Annotated in this window: 14 protein-coding genes; 7 read left to right on the forward strand and 7 right to left on the reverse strand. The window is 71.0% G+C overall.

Features of this window, described 5'->3' with window-relative positions; translation table 11 throughout:
- The first annotated feature begins 16 nt into the window (after window positions 1-16).
- Complete coding sequence (locus WAB15_RS20690; protein WP_399145924.1) at window positions 17-673, forward strand: hypothetical protein; 657 nt, start codon at window positions 17-19, stop codon at window positions 671-673.
- Window positions 674-724: 51 nt separating this feature from the next.
- Here WAB15_RS20690 and WAB15_RS20695 read toward each other — a convergent pair whose 3' ends face one another.
- A complete protein-coding gene (locus WAB15_RS20695; protein ID WP_407287147.1) occupies window positions 725-2533 on the reverse strand; it encodes an NHL domain-containing thioredoxin family protein in 1809 nt (602 codons plus the stop codon).
- Between the two features lie 65 nt (window positions 2534-2598).
- Here WAB15_RS20695 and WAB15_RS20700 point away from each other — a divergent pair, with 65 nt between their 5' ends.
- A complete protein-coding gene (locus WAB15_RS20700; RefSeq protein ID WP_399145922.1) occupies window positions 2599-3129 on the forward strand; it encodes an LURP-one-related/scramblase family protein in 531 nt (176 codons plus the stop codon).
- A 151-nt stretch (window positions 3130-3280) separates the two neighbouring features.
- Window positions 3281-4105 (forward strand): maleylpyruvate isomerase family mycothiol-dependent enzyme, encoded by an 825-nt coding sequence (locus WAB15_RS20705; RefSeq protein WP_399145921.1) that lies wholly within the window; start codon window positions 3281-3283, stop codon window positions 4103-4105.
- Between the two features lie 69 nt (window positions 4106-4174).
- On the opposite strand, the gene WAB15_RS20710 is transcribed toward WAB15_RS20705, so the two are convergent.
- From WAB15_RS20710 to WAB15_RS20720, 3 genes are all read right to left on the reverse strand, one after another.
- Complete coding sequence (locus WAB15_RS20710) at window positions 4175-5428, reverse strand: nitrate/nitrite transporter (protein ID WP_399146095.1); 1254 nt, start codon at window positions 5426-5428, stop codon at window positions 4175-4177.
- 98 nt (window positions 5429-5526) lie between these two features.
- Window positions 5527-6210 (reverse strand): GntR family transcriptional regulator, encoded by a 684-nt coding sequence (locus WAB15_RS20715; protein ID WP_399145920.1) that lies wholly within the window; start codon window positions 6208-6210, stop codon window positions 5527-5529.
- Window positions 6211-6356: 146 nt separating this feature from the next.
- On the reverse strand, window positions 6357-7229 hold the full coding sequence (locus WAB15_RS20720) for a GNAT family N-acetyltransferase (protein ID WP_407287148.1): 873 nt from the start codon (window positions 7227-7229) through the stop codon (window positions 6357-6359).
- Between the two features lie 209 nt (window positions 7230-7438).
- Between WAB15_RS20720 and WAB15_RS20725 the strand changes: the two genes are divergently transcribed.
- On the forward strand, window positions 7439-7615 hold the full coding sequence (locus WAB15_RS20725) for a hypothetical protein (protein ID WP_399145918.1): 177 nt from the start codon (window positions 7439-7441) through the stop codon (window positions 7613-7615).
- Window positions 7616-7736: 121 nt separating this feature from the next.
- Here the strand turns inward: WAB15_RS20725 and WAB15_RS20730 are convergent, their stop codons facing one another.
- The 3 genes from WAB15_RS20730 to pdhA are packed head-to-tail and all read right to left on the reverse strand — an operon-like array spanning window position 7737 to window position 11460.
- Entirely contained in the window at window positions 7737-9233 is a 1497-nt protein-coding gene (locus tag WAB15_RS20730) for a dihydrolipoamide acetyltransferase family protein (RefSeq protein WP_407287149.1), read from the reverse strand.
- A gap of 23 nt (window positions 9234-9256) precedes the next feature.
- Window positions 9257-10240: an alpha-ketoacid dehydrogenase subunit beta gene (locus WAB15_RS20735; protein ID WP_399145916.1), complete on the reverse strand. Its 984-nt coding sequence runs from the start codon at window positions 10238-10240 to the stop codon at window positions 9257-9259.
- Between the two features lie 2 nt (window positions 10241-10242).
- A complete protein-coding gene (gene pdhA / locus WAB15_RS20740) occupies window positions 10243-11460 on the reverse strand; it encodes a pyruvate dehydrogenase (acetyl-transferring) E1 component subunit alpha (protein ID WP_407287150.1) in 1218 nt (405 codons plus the stop codon).
- Window positions 11461-11787: 327 nt separating this feature from the next.
- Here pdhA and WAB15_RS20745 point away from each other — a divergent pair, with 327 nt between their 5' ends.
- From WAB15_RS20745 to WAB15_RS20755, 3 genes are all read left to right on the forward strand, one after another.
- Complete coding sequence (locus WAB15_RS20745) at window positions 11788-12447, forward strand: response regulator (RefSeq protein ID WP_399145914.1); 660 nt, start codon at window positions 11788-11790, stop codon at window positions 12445-12447.
- Window positions 12448-12564: 117 nt separating this feature from the next.
- A complete protein-coding gene (locus WAB15_RS20750; RefSeq protein ID WP_407287151.1) occupies window positions 12565-12984 on the forward strand; it encodes a pyridoxamine 5'-phosphate oxidase family protein in 420 nt (139 codons plus the stop codon).
- A 52-nt stretch (window positions 12985-13036) separates the two neighbouring features.
- Window positions 13037-14080 carry a phosphotransferase gene (locus WAB15_RS20755; protein WP_407287152.1) on the forward strand — a complete coding sequence of 348 codons (1044 nt, stop codon included), beginning with the start codon at window positions 13037-13039 and terminating at the stop codon, window positions 14078-14080.
- Window positions 14081-14091 lie beyond the last annotated feature (11 nt).

Here is a 14091-nt window from a genome sequence, read left to right on the forward strand (position 1 = left end):
ACTGGGGGACCCACCCATGACCGCACGCCGCTCCCGCCGCCGCTCCGCCGCGTACGCCGCGCTGGCCCTCGGGCTGGCCGGTTCGCTCGCGCTGACCGGCTGCAACAGCCACTCCTCGAAGAAGTCGAAGAAGTCCTCCTCCTCGTCCTCCAAGAGCAAGAAGCGCAAGATCATCGGTGGCGGTGCGGCCGCGGCGGGAGCAGGCGCGGGGGCGGCGTCGCGCAAGCCGACCTACTGCACCACCGGCACCTCGGCGGACTTCAAGTTCACCACGCGGACCAACCCGAGCCACGTGATCGTGAAGTACCACAACAGCAAGAGCCGCTCCTGCTACCTCTACAACTCGCCGATGCTGTACTTCGGCACCGCCAAGCAGCCGCTGGGCTACTTCGAGGGCCCGCCGTCGTTCGGCGACTCCCAGCGGATCGAGGTCCCGGCGCGCGGGGACGCCTATGCGAGCATCCCCACCACCAACGCCGCGGACAAGGGCAGCAAGCAGAAGCTGGTGAAGATCGGCTTCATGAACGCCAGCGAGCCCACCCAGCGCGGTCTGTCGACCACCGTCAACTTCTCGCAGTACGCCAGCCTGCCGTCCGTCGGCAAGACCGCCAAGGTCGGCGACTGGTACCTGTCCGACAAGCTGGCCGAGCTCAAGACCGACACCGGCCACTGACCGGCGGCGGTCGCCGACCGTGGCGGGGGCCGTGACGGCCCCCGCCGCCGGCTACTCGGCGTCCAGCCCCGCCAGGACGAGCCCCAGCCGGGCCACCCCGCCCTCGGCGACCTCGACCGGAACGCCCCAGTCCTGCTGGTGCACATGGCAGGCGGGGTACTCGATGTCGGGAGCGTCGTCGCAGGACGCCGCCATCGCCGAGACATGCAGCACGCCCTCGGTCACCCCGTCCGCCAGCACCAGATCCCGGGCGAGGTCGGTGCCCGCGCCCGCGCCCTCGGCGAGCAGCTCCGGCGGTGTCGCGCTCACCAGCAGCCGGGTCGAGGGGCCGTAGCGGGTGTCGAGCTTCTGGCCCGCGGGGGCCTGGAAGACCACCTCCAGCCGCAGCGCGCCCGGGGCGACCGTGGTCGCCGCGCGCTGGGTGCGATGCGCCACCGACTCGACGCGGACCGCCTCCTCGGGCAGCCGCAGCCGGGTGAGCCGGTGCCGCGCCGACTCCACCACGACGATGTCGTCGTCGACGAGGACCGCGGCGGACGGCTCGCGCAGATCCGTCGCCAGCGTCGTCACCTCGCCGCTCGCGGGGTCGTAGCGGCGCAGCGCGTGGTTGTAGGTGTCCGCGACGGCGACCGAGCCGTCGGGCAGCGCGGTCACGCCCAGCGGATGCTGCAGCAGCGCCTGGCCGGCGGCGCCGTCGCGGTGTCCGAAGTCGAACAGGCCGGTGCCGACGGCTGTACGGATGACATAGCCGTCGCCGTCTTCGGCGGGCTCCGCCCAGCGGACCGCGCTGGTCTCCGAGTCCGCGATCCACAGCCGGTCGCCGGCCGCCGCGAGCCCGGACGGCTGGGCGAACCAGGCCTCGGCCGCCGGTCCGTCCACCAGGCCCTCGTTCGTCGTGCCGGCCGCGACCTCGACCGTGCCGGTGGCCGGGTCGTACGTCCACAGCTGGTGCACCCCGGCCATCGCGATCCACAGCCGGTCCTGCCACCAGGCGAGGTCCCAGGGCGAGGAGAGCGCCACCTCGCGGGCCGGTCCCGAGGTCGGTGAGCCCTGCCACCACTGCTTGCCGGTGCCGGCCACGGTCTCCAGCGCACCGGTCGCGGGATCGAAGACGCGGATCGCGTGGTTGACGGTGTCCGCCACCGCAACCCGCCCGTCGGGCAGCAGCGCCAGGCCCTGCGGCTCGTTGAAGGAGTCCGGCGACAGTCCGCGTTCGCCGCTGCCGATCCGGCGCAGCACCCGCTCGCCGTCCGCCGCCAGCTCCACCAGCTGGTGGCGGGTGGTGTCCGAGACGAGGAAGCCGCCGTCCGGCAGCCGCACCGCCTTGCCGGGGAAGCGCAGATCGGTGGCGACCGGCTCAGGCGGCACATAGGGACCGTCGCCGCGCCGCAGCGTGCCCTTCGCCTCGTGCTCGGCCTCCAGCTCCTCGACGAGCCCCGCGATGGCGTGGGCATGGCCCTCGCCGGCGTGCTGGGCGACGACATACCCCTCGGGGTCGATCACCACCAGCGTCGGCCAGGCCCGGACCGCGTACTGCTTCCAGGTGGCGAGCTCGGGGTCGTCCAACACCGGATGCTCGACGCCGTAGCGCTCGACGGCGTCCACCACCGCCTGGTGCTCGGCCTCGTGCACGAACTTCGGGGAGTGCACACCGATGATCACGACGGTGTCGCGGTGCCGCTCCTCCAGCTCCCGCAGCTCGTCCAGGACATGCAGACAGTTCACACAGCAGAACGTCCAGAAATCCAGGACGACAATGCGTCCCCGCAGGTCGGAGAGGGTCAGATCCTTGTTTCCGGTGTTCAGCCAGCCGCCCTCGCCGATCAGCTCGGGGGCCCGAACGCGCGCACGTGAAGCCATGTGGACATTCAACGTCACTCCGGTGCCCGCACATTCCGCAGGGGCACCGGGGAAGACCTCAGCACATGCAGCAATACCCCGGGGCGCAGCCCCCGCGCTCCCACAAGTACCTCGTACGCGACCGGATCTTCGGCATCGGCGACGACTACTGGATCGAGGACGAGCACGGGCGACGCGCCTTCCTCGTGGACGGCAAGGCACTGCGGCTGCGGGAGACCTTCGAGCTGAAGGACCCCGAGCGGCGGGTGCTGATCACCATCCGCAAGAAGATGCTGGCCCTGCGCGACACCATGACGATCGAGCGGGACGACGCGGCGCTGGCCACGATCAAGCGCAAGCGGCTCTCGCTGCTGCGCAACCACTTCCGCGTCGAGCTGGTGGACGGCACCCAGCTGGACGTCAGCGGCAAGATCCTGGACCGGGAGTTCGCGATCGAGTACGACGGCGAGCTGCTCGCCGAGATCTCGCGACGCTGGCTGACCGTCCGCGACACGTATGCGGTCAATGTCGTACGGGACGACGCGGATCCGGCACTGCTGATCGCCATCGCGGTCTGTGTGATCCGGCTGGCGGAGCGGGAGCGCGGGGAGGACTGAGCCGTGGGCGCCGAAACCGTGTGCCGCAGCCCTCAACGGCCGTGGCACATCGGCCTACGATGGTCCCCCGAAAGCACTGCCGGGGTGCCCGTGCGCAGCGTAACTTAACTGCACAGACAGCAGCCCGCGTACGAACCGTCCGAGGGGTCCCGTGACCGTCCATCCCAGCCTTCAGTCCTCCATCGATGCCTGGACTCACTCCATAGAAGCGATAACCGAGCTGGTGACTCCGCTCGTCGAGGGCGAGTGGAACAGGGCGACGGACCTCCCAGGATGGTCCGTCCGCGATGTGGTCTCCCACATCATCGGCCTGGAATGCGAGATGCTGGGCGACCCGCGGCCGATCCACACGCTGCCGCGCGACCTCTACCACGTACGCAGCGAGTCGGCGCGCCGCATGGAGGTGCAGGTCGACGTCCGCCGGCACCACACCGGGCCGGAGATGGTCAGCGAGCTCGAATACACCGTGATCCGGCGCTCCCGGCAGCTGCGCAACGAGTCCCGCCAGCCGGACGCCGTGGTGCGCAGCCCGCTCGGCGAGGAGCGGTCGCTGGAATTCGTGCTGCAGCAGCGGGCGTTCGACGTCTGGGTCCACGAGCAGGATCTGCGCCGGGCGCTCGGCAAGCCCGGCAACCTCGACTCCCCCGGCGCGCATGCCACGCGCGATCTGTTGGTGAAGGTGCTGCCCGGTGTCGTCGCCAAGAGGGCCCAGGCGCCCGCCGATTCGGCGGTGGTCTTCGATGTCAGCGGACCGCTGGAGTTCCTGCGCACGGTCCGCGTCGGCTCCGACGGCAAGGCCACGATCGACGGCAGCGTCTCCCTCGGCCCGACCGTGACGTTCGCCCTGGACTGGGACACCTTCCACCAGCTGGCCTGCGGCCGGGTCCGGCCGGCGGCCGTCGCCGAGCAGGTCAAGATCGACGGTGACGAAGAGCTGGCCGAGGCGATCCTGAACAACTTCGCGGTCACGCCGTAGCGCAGACCGGGAGACGGGCGGGGGCGTCCCGGCGGTGTCGTTTCACGTGAAACAGCCCCCGCCACCACCTCACGCCGGGACGTGGACCGCCTCGACCCGGCTGACGACCAGCCGCTCGCGCTCGCGCCGCGCCGCGCTGCCGCGCAGTCGGAGGATCTGGCAGACGCCCGCCGCCTCCAGGACGAAGATCGAGGCGAGGGCGATCCGGTAGTTGTCGCCGGTCGCGTCCAGCAGGACTCCTACGGCCAGCAGGGTCGTCATCGACGCGGTGAAGCCGCCCATGTTGACGATGCCGGAGGCGGTGCCCTGGCGCTCGGGCGGGTTGGCGGGCCGGGCGAAGTCGAAACCGATCATCGACGCCGGACCGCAGGCCCCCAGCACCGCGCACAGCGCGATCAGCAGCCACATCGGCGCATGATCGGCCGGCCAGGACAGCACGATCGCCCACATCAGGGCGGTGGCACCGACGGTGCCCAGGGCGAGCGGCATGCGTGCGGCGTGGTGGCGGGCGATGACCTGGCCGTAGACGAGACCCACCGCCATGTTGGAGAGCACCACGAGGGTGAGCAGCTCACCGGCGGTGCCACGGGACAGGCCCTGCGCCTCGACGAGGAACGGCAGGCCCCACAGCAGCAGAAACACCATCGCGGGGAACTGGGTGGTGAAGTGCACCCACATGCCCAGCCGGGTGCCCGGCTCCCGCCAGGCGTCCGCGATCTGCCGGCGCACGAAGCCGGCGCCGGTGTGCTCGGCGGGCGCCGGCGGCGGCTCGAAGCCCTCCGGGTGGTCCTTGAGGAAGAGCAGCAGCACGATCAGCACGAGGACACCGCCGGCCGCACTGGCGGCGAACGTCGGGGTCCAGCCGAAGGTGTGCAGGAAGCGGGCGAGGACGAGCGTGGAGACCAGGTTGCCCGCCATCCCGACCAGCGCGGCGATCTGCGCGATCATCGGGCCCCGGCGGGACGGGAACCAGCGGGCTCCCAGCCGCAGCACACTGATGAAGGTCATCGCGTCACCACAGCCGAGCAGCGCACGCGAGCCGAGCGCCATCGGGTACGACGCGGAGAGCGCGAAGCCGAACTGGCCGAGGGTGTAGAGCACGACGCCGAGGGTCAGCACCTTCTTGGCACCGAGCCGGTCGACCATCAGGCCGACGGGGATCTGCATCCCCGCGTACACCAGCAGTTGGAGGATGGAGAACGTCGACAGCGCCGAGGCGTTGATGTGGAAGCGCTCGGCGGCGTCCAGGCCGGCCACGCCGAGGCTCGTACGGTAGGTGATCGCGACGAAGTAGACCGCGACGCCGATGCCCCAGACCGCCATGGCCTTACGGCCGCCGGGCGGGTCCGCGAGCAGCGGACGGACGGGACCGCCGCCTATGCCGGAGCTGCCGGCGCTCTCCGGTCCGCCGGTGCCGCCGCTCATCGCACGTCTCCCTGCGCGAGGTTGCGGACCCAGCTGACGTGGCGGTGCACGGCGTCGGTCGCAGCGGCCGCGTCACCGGCCCGCAGCGCCTGAAGGATCTCCGCGTGCTCGGCGATGTTCTTGGCGATCCGGTCGGGGTGGGCGTGCATCACCGCGACACCCATCCGCAGCTGGCGGTCGCGCAGCTGCTCGTAGAGCCGGTCCAGGATCTGGTTGCCGGCGCTGCGCACGATGGCGGCGTGGAAGGCGCGGTCGGTGACGGAGACGGCGGCCAGATCGCCGGCCGCGGCCTGCTCCCGCATCGTCTCCAGCAGCTCGGTCAGCTCACCGATCAGCGGCTCGCCGGCGGGCACCGCCTTGGCCGCGGCGTGCTTCTCCACCAGCAGCCGGGTCTCGACGACATCGGCGATCTCCTGTGCGGAGACCGGGAGCACCAGCGCGCCCTTCTTCGGATAGAGCTTGATCAGCCCCTCGACCTCCAGGCGCAGCAGCGCCTCGCGCACCGGTGTGCGCGAGACCCCCACCGCGTCGGCCAGCTCACCCTCGGTGAGCAGCATCCCGCCCTCGTAGCGGCGGTCCAGGACGGCGTCCTTGATGTGCGCATAGACCCGCTCGGCGGCGGGCGGCTGCTTGGCGGCGGGCTCGGTTGCGGGGGCGGTGGGTGCGGACGCGGAGGGCATGCGCACAGGATAGATACAACAGGTATGCGTCCGGTACCCGGTTCCGCGATGCGGACGATCACAAGGGTATTTGTCCAGGTAGCAGCCCTATTGGGCCCCGCTCGACGGCCGGCCGGCAGCCGGCCGGCCGGGGCGGGCCCCGTGCGTCAGCCCGGCATCCGCCCCTGTGCGACCAGCCGGTCCACCACCTGCGAGTGGGCGGGGGCGCAGCGCTCACGCGCCTCCCGGCGGTCGAACCAGGCGTACTCGGCGATCTCCCGGCCCGGGACCGGCGCGATGTCCTGCGGTCCTCCGGTGAAGCAGGTCATATGGAGCCGGCGGCCGTTCTTGCCGTGCGCGACGTCGTGGATGACGAACGCCTCCGACAGCTCCTCGGCGGGCACCACCAGACCCAGCTCCTCGGAGAGCTCACGCGACAGCGCCTCACGGGCGGTCTCCCCGGGCTCGTACTTGCCACCCGGGAGGTAGAACGTGTCGTTCCCCCGCGTCCGTACGCTCAGCAGCCGACCCTCGCGCAGATGCAGCCAGCCCACCGACCTCAGCGGCGCGACCCGCTCCAGGGCGATCAGCGGATGGCCGGTCTCCTCGTCCACCCGCCGCCCGCGCTCGGTGAAACCGAGGTGCGCGTAGAAGCGGCGGGCGCGGGCGTTGCCCTCGAAGACCTCCAGGGCCAGCGCACCGTGCCGGGCCGCCGCATGCTCGATCAACTGCCGCCCGGTGCCGCCGCCTTGAGCATCCGGCGCCACGAACAACCCGCCGACCTCGGCGCCGGACCCGTCCGCCGTGCGCTCCCCGCTCCCGCCCGGCAGGAGTCCGAGCAGGCCGATGACGGTGCCGGCACGCTCGGCGACCCAGTTCTCCGCCTGGACGAGGTACACCTCGCGGAGGACCCGGGCCCGCTCACCGGCGCCCTCCCCCGCGATGAAGGGGTGTGCCTGCCGAGCGGCCCGCGACCACAGATCGGTGACAACGTCCTGGTCGGAGGCCTGATAGCGTCGGATGATCATGTCGTTGGTCATTTCGCCGACCGTAGACAGCGTGTGCGAGGGCGGCAAACCCTTTCCGGCGCCGCGGCCCACCTTCGTCGGGAGGGGGGACCGGAGAGGGACGTAGGGTCCACCTAAAGTCTGACGCGAGTCCGTACCTGGCGCGTACGGATCGGCCCGAATCCCATGGGTGAATGGAGGCATGGAGCCGGGGAGGCTCCGACACTCAAGGGGAGTTGACCATGCAGCCCAGGACGAACGCCGGCCGCCGGACGCGGAACACCGTCGTACTGGCTTTGATCGTCGCCAGCCTGTGGGCGGGCTTCACGCTGACGCGAGGCGCCGCGCACACCGACCAGTCCGGCCCGACCGGTCCGGTGGCGCACTTCAGCCGCGCCGTGGAGCTCATCCGGGGCTGACCACCCCGGACATCGCCGGGGCGAGCCGCCGAGCCGGCCTCAGGCACCGTTTCACGTGAAACAGGGCCGGGCGTCGTTTCACAGGAAACGACGCCCGGCCCTGTCCATGCCGCGTCCCGGATCACCCCCAGGTGATCAGCCGCTTCGGCCGCTCCAGCACCGCCGCGATATCCGCGAGCAGCTTGGAGCCCAGTTCACCGTCGATCAGCCGGTGGTCGAAGGACAGCGCGAGCGTGGTGACCTGGCGCGCCTTCACCTTGCCCTTGTGGACCCACGGCTGGAGCTTGACCGCGCCGAAGGCGAGGATCGCCGACTCCCCCGGGTTGAGGATCGGCGTACCGGTGTCGACGCCGAAGACGCCCACGTTGGTAATGGTGACCGTGCCGCCGGCCATCGCCGCCGGGGAGGTCTTGCCCTCGCGGGCGGTGGCGACCAGATCGCCCAGCTCCGTGGCGAGTTGGGGGAGCGTCTTGACTCCGGCGTCCTTGATGTTCGGGACGATCAGCCCACGCGGGGTGGCCGCCGCGATCCCGAGGTTGACGTAGTCCTTGTAGACGATCTCCTGATTCGCCTCGTCCCAGGCCGCGTTGACCTCCGGGTGGCGCTTGATGGCGACCAGGAAGGCCTTGGCGACCAGCAGCAGGGGGTTGACCCGCAGCCCCGCCATGTCCGGGTCCTGCTTGAGCTCCTGGACGAGCTTCATCGTGCGGGTCACGTCGACGGTGATGAACTCCGTGACGTGCGGCGCGGTGAAGGCGCTGGCGACCATCGCCTGGGCGGTGGCCTTGCGTACGCCCTTGACCGGGACCCTCCGCTCGCGGGCGGCGGCGTCGACGATGCCGGGCTCGGCCGGGACGACCGCCGTCGGCACGGGGACCTCGGCGGGTACCGCCGGCGCCGGGGCCGCTGCCGGGGCGGCGGCCGCGTGCACGTCCTCGCGGGTGATGATGCCGTCCGGCCCGGTCGGTGCGACGGTCGCCAGGTCGATGCCGAGGTCCTTGGCGAGCTTGCGCACCGGCGGCTTGGCCAGCGGCCGCCCGGCGGAGACCGCGGGCGCGGCGCTCGCGGCCGGAACGACGGGGGCCGCGGGGGCGGCCGGAGCCACCGGGGCGACCATCGGTGCGGGTGCGGACCGCCCGTTCAGCTCCGCCTGGAGCCCGGCGGTCGCGGCCGCCGGCTGGGCCGGCACGCCGGGCTGCGGCTTGCGGGCCCGGCGCTTGGTCGAGGACGGCGCGGCGCCGTAGCCGACCAGCACGGCCTGGCGGCCCTGCGGCTCGGCGTCCTCCTCGTCGGGCGCCTCGGCGGCCGGCGCGGCGCCGCCCGCGGCCGGTGCCTCGGCGGGCCCGGCTCCGGGGTCGGTGTCCACGGAGATGATGACGGTGCCGACGTCGACGGTGACGCCCTCGCCGAAGCGCAGCTCGTGCACCACGCCGTCGTAGGGGATGGGCAGTTCGACGGCGGCCTTGGCGGTCTCGACCTCACAGACGACCTGGCCGTCGGTGACGGTGTCGCCCACCTGGACGTACCACTTGAGGATCTCGGCCTCGGTGAGCCCCTCGCCCACGTCGGGCATCTTGAACTCGCGGAAGCGCTGTGCGTTGGCGGTACCTGCAGTCATGGTCACGAACTCTCCTCAAACCCTCAGTACGCCAACGCGCGATCGACGGCGTCGAGCACCCGGTCCAGCCCCGGCAGGTACTCGTCCTCCAGCCGGGAGGGCGGGTACGGGGAGTGGAAGCCGCCGACCCGGAGGACCGGTGCCTCCAGGTGGTAGAAGCACCGCTCGGTGATCCGGGCGGCGATCTCCGCGCCGGAGCCGAAGAAGACCGGTGCCTCGTGGACGACGACCAGCCGGCCGGTCTTCTCCACCGACGACTGCACGGTGTCGAAGTCGATCGGGGAGAGCGAGCGCAGGTCGATCACCTCGACGGACTTGCCCTCCTCGGCCGCGACCTTGGCGGCGTCCAGGCAGACCTTCACCATCGGGCCGTAGGCGGCCAGTGTGAGGTCCGAGCCGCTCTGGGCGATCCGGGCCTTGTGCAGCGGATCGGGGATCGACTCGGTGTCCAGCCGCGACTTGTCGTGGTAGCGGCGCTTGGGCTCGAAGTAGATGACCGGGTCGTCGCCGGCGATGGCCTGCTGGAGCATCCAGTAGGCGTCGGAGGAGTTCGAGGGAGAGACGATCTTGAGGCCCGCGACATGCGCGAACAGCGCCTCGGGGGACTCGGAGTGGTGCTCGACCGCGCCGATTCCGCCCGCGTACGGGATGCGGATGACGACCGGCACCTTGACCTTGCCCAGCGCGCGGGCGTGCATCTTCGCGAGCTGGGTGACGATCTGGTCGTAGGCGGGGAAGACGAAGCCGTCGAACTGGATCTCGACGACCGGGCGGTAGCCGCGCAGCGCCAGGCCGATCGCGGTACCGACGATGCCGGACTCGGCGAGCGGGGTGTCGATGACCCGGTCCTCACCGAAGTCCTTCTGCAGGCCGTCGGTGACGCGGAAGACGCCGCCGAGCTTGCCCACGTCCTCGCCCATGACGAGGACCTTGGGGTCGGCCTCCATGGAGGCACGGAGCGATTCGTTGATCGCCTTGGCGATGGTGATCTTCTCGAAGACGGCCATGGTCAGTTCCCCTCCGCGACGGCATCGGCGTCGGCGAACGACGCCTGGTACGCGGCGAACTGCGCGCGCTCCTCATCGACGAGCGCGTGCCCGTCGGCATAGACGTTCTCGAAGATCGCCATGTGGTCCGGGTCCGGCATGGCGCGTACGGCGTCGCGGACCCGTTTGCCCAGGGCCTCGCTCTCCTCCTCGATCGACGCGAGGTAGGCGTCGTCGACCATCCCCTCGGCCTCCAGATACGCCTTCAGCCGGCGGATCGGGTCCTTGGCCTCCCAGGCCGCCCGCTCCTCGTCGGCCCGGTATCGCGTCGGGTCGTCGGACGTGGTGTGCGCGCCCATGCGGTAGGTGAAGGCCTCGATGAGCATCGGGCCCTGGCCGGTGCGGGCCCGCTCCAGCGCCGCCTTGGTCACCGCCAGACAGGCCAGTACGTCGTTGCCGTCGACCCGTACGCCGGGGAAACCGTAGCCGCGGGCGCGCTGGTAGAGCGGCACCCGGGTCTGCTTCTCGGTGGGCTCGGAAATCGCCCACTGGTTGTTCTGGCAGAAGAACACGACCGGGGCGTTGTAGACCGCGGAGAAGGTGAAGGATTCCGCGACATCTCCCTGGCTGGAGGCGCCGTCGCCGAAATACGCGATGACCGCGGAATCCGCGCCGTCCTTCTGCACGCCCATCGCATAGCCGGTCGCGTGCAGCGTCTGCGAACCGATGACGATGGTGTAGAGGTGGAAGTTGTTGCTGTTGGGGTCCCAGCCGCCGTGGTTGACACCGCGGAACATGCCCAGCAGGTTCGTCGGGTCGACGCCACGGCACCACGCCACACCGTGCTCACGGTAGGTCGGGAACACGTAGTCGTCGTCGCGCAGCGCGCGGCCGGAGCCGATCTGGGCGGCCTCCTGGCCCAGCAGCGAGGCCCACAGTCCCAGTTCGCCCTGGCGCTGGAGGGTGGTCGCCTCGGCGTCGAACTTCCGCGTCAGCACCATGTCGCGGTACAGACCGCGCAGTTCCTCGGGGGACAGGTCGATGGCGTAGTCCGGGTGCTCGACCCGCTCCCCTTCGGGGGTCAGCAGTTGTACGAGCTGATCCTGCTCCGCCTGCTCGGTCGGGCCGGTCGTGCGGGCCTTGGCCGGGGACGCCTTCTTTGCCGGCGCCGCCTTCTTGGCGGTGGTGCGCTTGCTGCTGCTGCGGGCGTTTTTGCGCTGCGCAGTGCCTTCCACGGTCACGTGCTGCTCCTCCGTCTGTCCGGCCCCCGGGGTCCGCCGGTGGCCGTATTGCGGCTCACCCGGTATCCGATACGGCGCACGGGGTGTGTGCGATCGCGGCCGGATCCGGGTGGAACAAAGCTCCCGGAAGGTGGCCTGCTCATTGCACGTTACCCATTGTCAAAGCCGAAGTGGAAACGGCGCTGACCTGCGATTTTGCTTGGATTTCCAAGTAAATCGCGAAGGCTAGGAACAACTCCTGGTCACAGCGTTGCAGGCCGCCGGGACAACGGCACGTTATATCGGTGACCTGGAGCACGGGAAGACTTGATGTGTGAGACTGGTTCGGTGAGCGAAGACGGAAAAATCACGGTATTCCTACTCGACGACCATGAGGTCGTCCGGCGCGGTGTCCACGAAATGCTCGCGACCGAGGCGGACATCGAGGTGGTCGGCGAGGCCGGCACCGCCGCAGACGCCCTGGTCAGGATCCCTGCGACGCGTCCCGACGTGGCGGTGCTCGATGTCCGGCTGCCGGACGGGAGCGGTGTCGAGGTCTGCCGTGAGATCCGCTCGCAGAACGAGGACATCAAATGCCTGATGCTCACCTCGTTCGCTGATGACGAGGCCCTTTTCGATGCGATCATGGCCGGTGCGGCCGGTTATGTCCTCAAGGCCATTCGGGGCAACGAACTGCTCTCCGCGGTTCGCGACGTGGCGGCCGGCAAGTCGCTGCTCGACCCCGTGGCCACCGCCCGCGTCCTGGAGCGGCTGCGCGACGGCAGCACCGCCAAGGGCGACGACAGGCTGGCGAGCCTCACCGAACAGGAGCGCAGGATCCTCGACCTGATCGGCGAGGGGCTGACCAACCGCGCGATCGGCGAGCGGCTCCATCTCGCCGAGAAGACGATCAAGAACTACGTCTCCAGCCTGCTGTCCAAGCTCGGCATGGAGCGCCGCTCCCAGGCCGCCGCCTATGTCGCACGGAGGCAGGCGGAGCGGCACTGACCGGCAGCGGGCGCCCGGCGACACCCGCCCGGCTCCTGGCGGTTCGGGACCATCGTCCCGTTTCCTGGGGCTGCTGGGCCCTACTGGCCGGCCCGGCCCGAACGGCAAGGTGGTGACATGCCCACCGACAACTTCCGTGCCATCGAGCTGCTGGGCCACACCCCCTACGGGCGGGTCTCGGCCAGTCGGCGGGCGCTGCCCTTCACCACCGTCACCCGACATCTCGTCCTGGACGACGGACGCCTGATGCTGCGGCTGCACCGCGGCTACGACTACCACCAGGCACTCGACGGCAGCGTGGTCGCGTACGAGGCCGACAACATCAACAGCGGCGCGCCGGACACCTGGTCGGTCCAGTTCACCGGCACCTGCCGGGTCGTCGAGCCCACCCCCGCCGAACGCGCGCTCTTCGGCCCCACGCCCCGGCTGGCCGACGGCGTGCCCTTCGACCCGGTCTTCCTGCGCATCGAGCCGGAGTTCGTGACCCTGCACCACCTCACCGATGTGCCCGCCTTCCGGCATGCGCACTCTGCGTAAGGCTTTCCGGCAGACCCACTCAGACGGGTGCAATTGATCTAACATCTGGCGCGTGCTGCGCTCATCTGTAGTCCGGCCGGCGGTGACGCCCGCCAGAGACACCCTCGGATCCCTGCTCCGCCACTACACCGGCGCCGGCGCGCCACTGTCCTGCGAGCCCGTCGCCGAAGGCCTGCTCAACCACGGCTACTTCCTCGCCACCACCGGCGGCCGCTACTTCCTCAAGCACCACCTCGACGGCGACCAGGCCGCCATCAACCGCCAGCACCGCGCCACCCGCCGGCTCGCCGCGCTCGGCCTGCCGGTCGCCCCGCCCGTCGCCGACGCGGACGGCCGCACGGTCACCGTCCTCGACGGCCGCTGCTACGCCCTGCACCCCTGGGTCGAGGGCCGGCACCTCGACGGCGCCGCGCTGACCTGCGGCCAGTCCCGCCGGCTCGGCGCCCTGCTCGGGCTCGTCCACACCGCGCTGGAGCAGGTCATGGCGGACGAACGACACCCCGCGCGGCCGCCCTGCACGGACGCCGGGGCCGACCCCGCGCGGACCTTCGAGATGATCGACGAACTGCTGGCCCTGGCCCGCGGCGCCCGCCCGCGCACCAGCTTCGACGAACTCGCCGAGCACCGCCTGCTGGAACGCCGCGCCCTGCTGGAGCGGCAGGCGCACCGCCGCCCGGCCCCCGGCGCGGAACCCGCCGCCGGCTGGGTGCACGGCGACTTCCACCCGCTCAACGTGCTCTACCGCGGCCATGAACCGACCGCGATCGTCGACTGGGACCGGCTGAGCGTCCAGCCGCGCGCCGAGGAGGCGGTCCGCGCCGCCGCGATCTTCTTCGTACGCCCCTGCGGCACGCTGGACCTGGCCAAGGTCGCGGCGTACGCGGGCGCCTACCGCAGCGCCTGCGGGGCCGACGCCGACGAGCTGGCCGCGGCCGTCCACCGGGTGTGGTGGGAGCGGCTGAACGACTTCTGGATGCTCACCTGGCGCTACCAGCTCGGCGACCGCCGCACCGACCCTCAGTTCCCGGCGGCGGCCGCTCTGGCCGTGTGGTGGACCCGCGAATACCGCGCCGTGCGGGACGCGTTCACCCGCTGAGGCGGGCGAGC

It is taken from the genome of Streptomyces sirii, from assembly GCF_045690365.1.
Lineage (GTDB): Bacteria > Actinomycetota > Actinomycetes > Streptomycetales > Streptomycetaceae > Streptomyces > Streptomyces sirii.

Excerpts from the sequence above, each read along its gene's own strand:
- WAB15_RS20690 (WP_399145924.1), top strand. The coding sequence starts at position 17 with ATGACCGCACGCCGCTCCCGCCGCCGCTCCGCCGCGTACGCCGCGCTG.
- WAB15_RS20695 (WP_407287147.1), bottom strand. The coding sequence starts at position 2,533 with ATGGCTTCACGTGCGCGCGTTCGGGCCCCCGAGCTGATCGGCGAGGGC.
- WAB15_RS20700 (WP_399145922.1), top strand. The coding sequence starts at position 2,599 with ATGCAGCAATACCCCGGGGCGCAGCCCCCGCGCTCCCACAAGTACCTC.
- WAB15_RS20710 (WP_399146095.1), bottom strand. The coding sequence starts at position 5,428 with ATGGCGGTCTGGGGCATCGGCGTCGCGGTCTACTTCGTCGCGATCACC.
- WAB15_RS20715 (WP_399145920.1), bottom strand. The coding sequence starts at position 6,210 with ATGCCCTCCGCGTCCGCACCCACCGCCCCCGCAACCGAGCCCGCCGCC.
- WAB15_RS20720 (WP_407287148.1), bottom strand. The coding sequence starts at position 7,229 with ATGACCAACGACATGATCATCCGACGCTATCAGGCCTCCGACCAGGAC.
- WAB15_RS20725 (WP_399145918.1), top strand. The coding sequence starts at position 7,439 with ATGCAGCCCAGGACGAACGCCGGCCGCCGGACGCGGAACACCGTCGTA.
- WAB15_RS20730 (WP_407287149.1), bottom strand. The coding sequence starts at position 9,233 with ATGACTGCAGGTACCGCCAACGCACAGCGCTTCCGCGAGTTCAAGATG.
- WAB15_RS20735 (WP_399145916.1), bottom strand. The coding sequence starts at position 10,240 with ATGGCCGTCTTCGAGAAGATCACCATCGCCAAGGCGATCAACGAATCG.
- WAB15_RS20750 (WP_407287151.1), top strand. The coding sequence starts at position 12,565 with ATGCCCACCGACAACTTCCGTGCCATCGAGCTGCTGGGCCACACCCCC.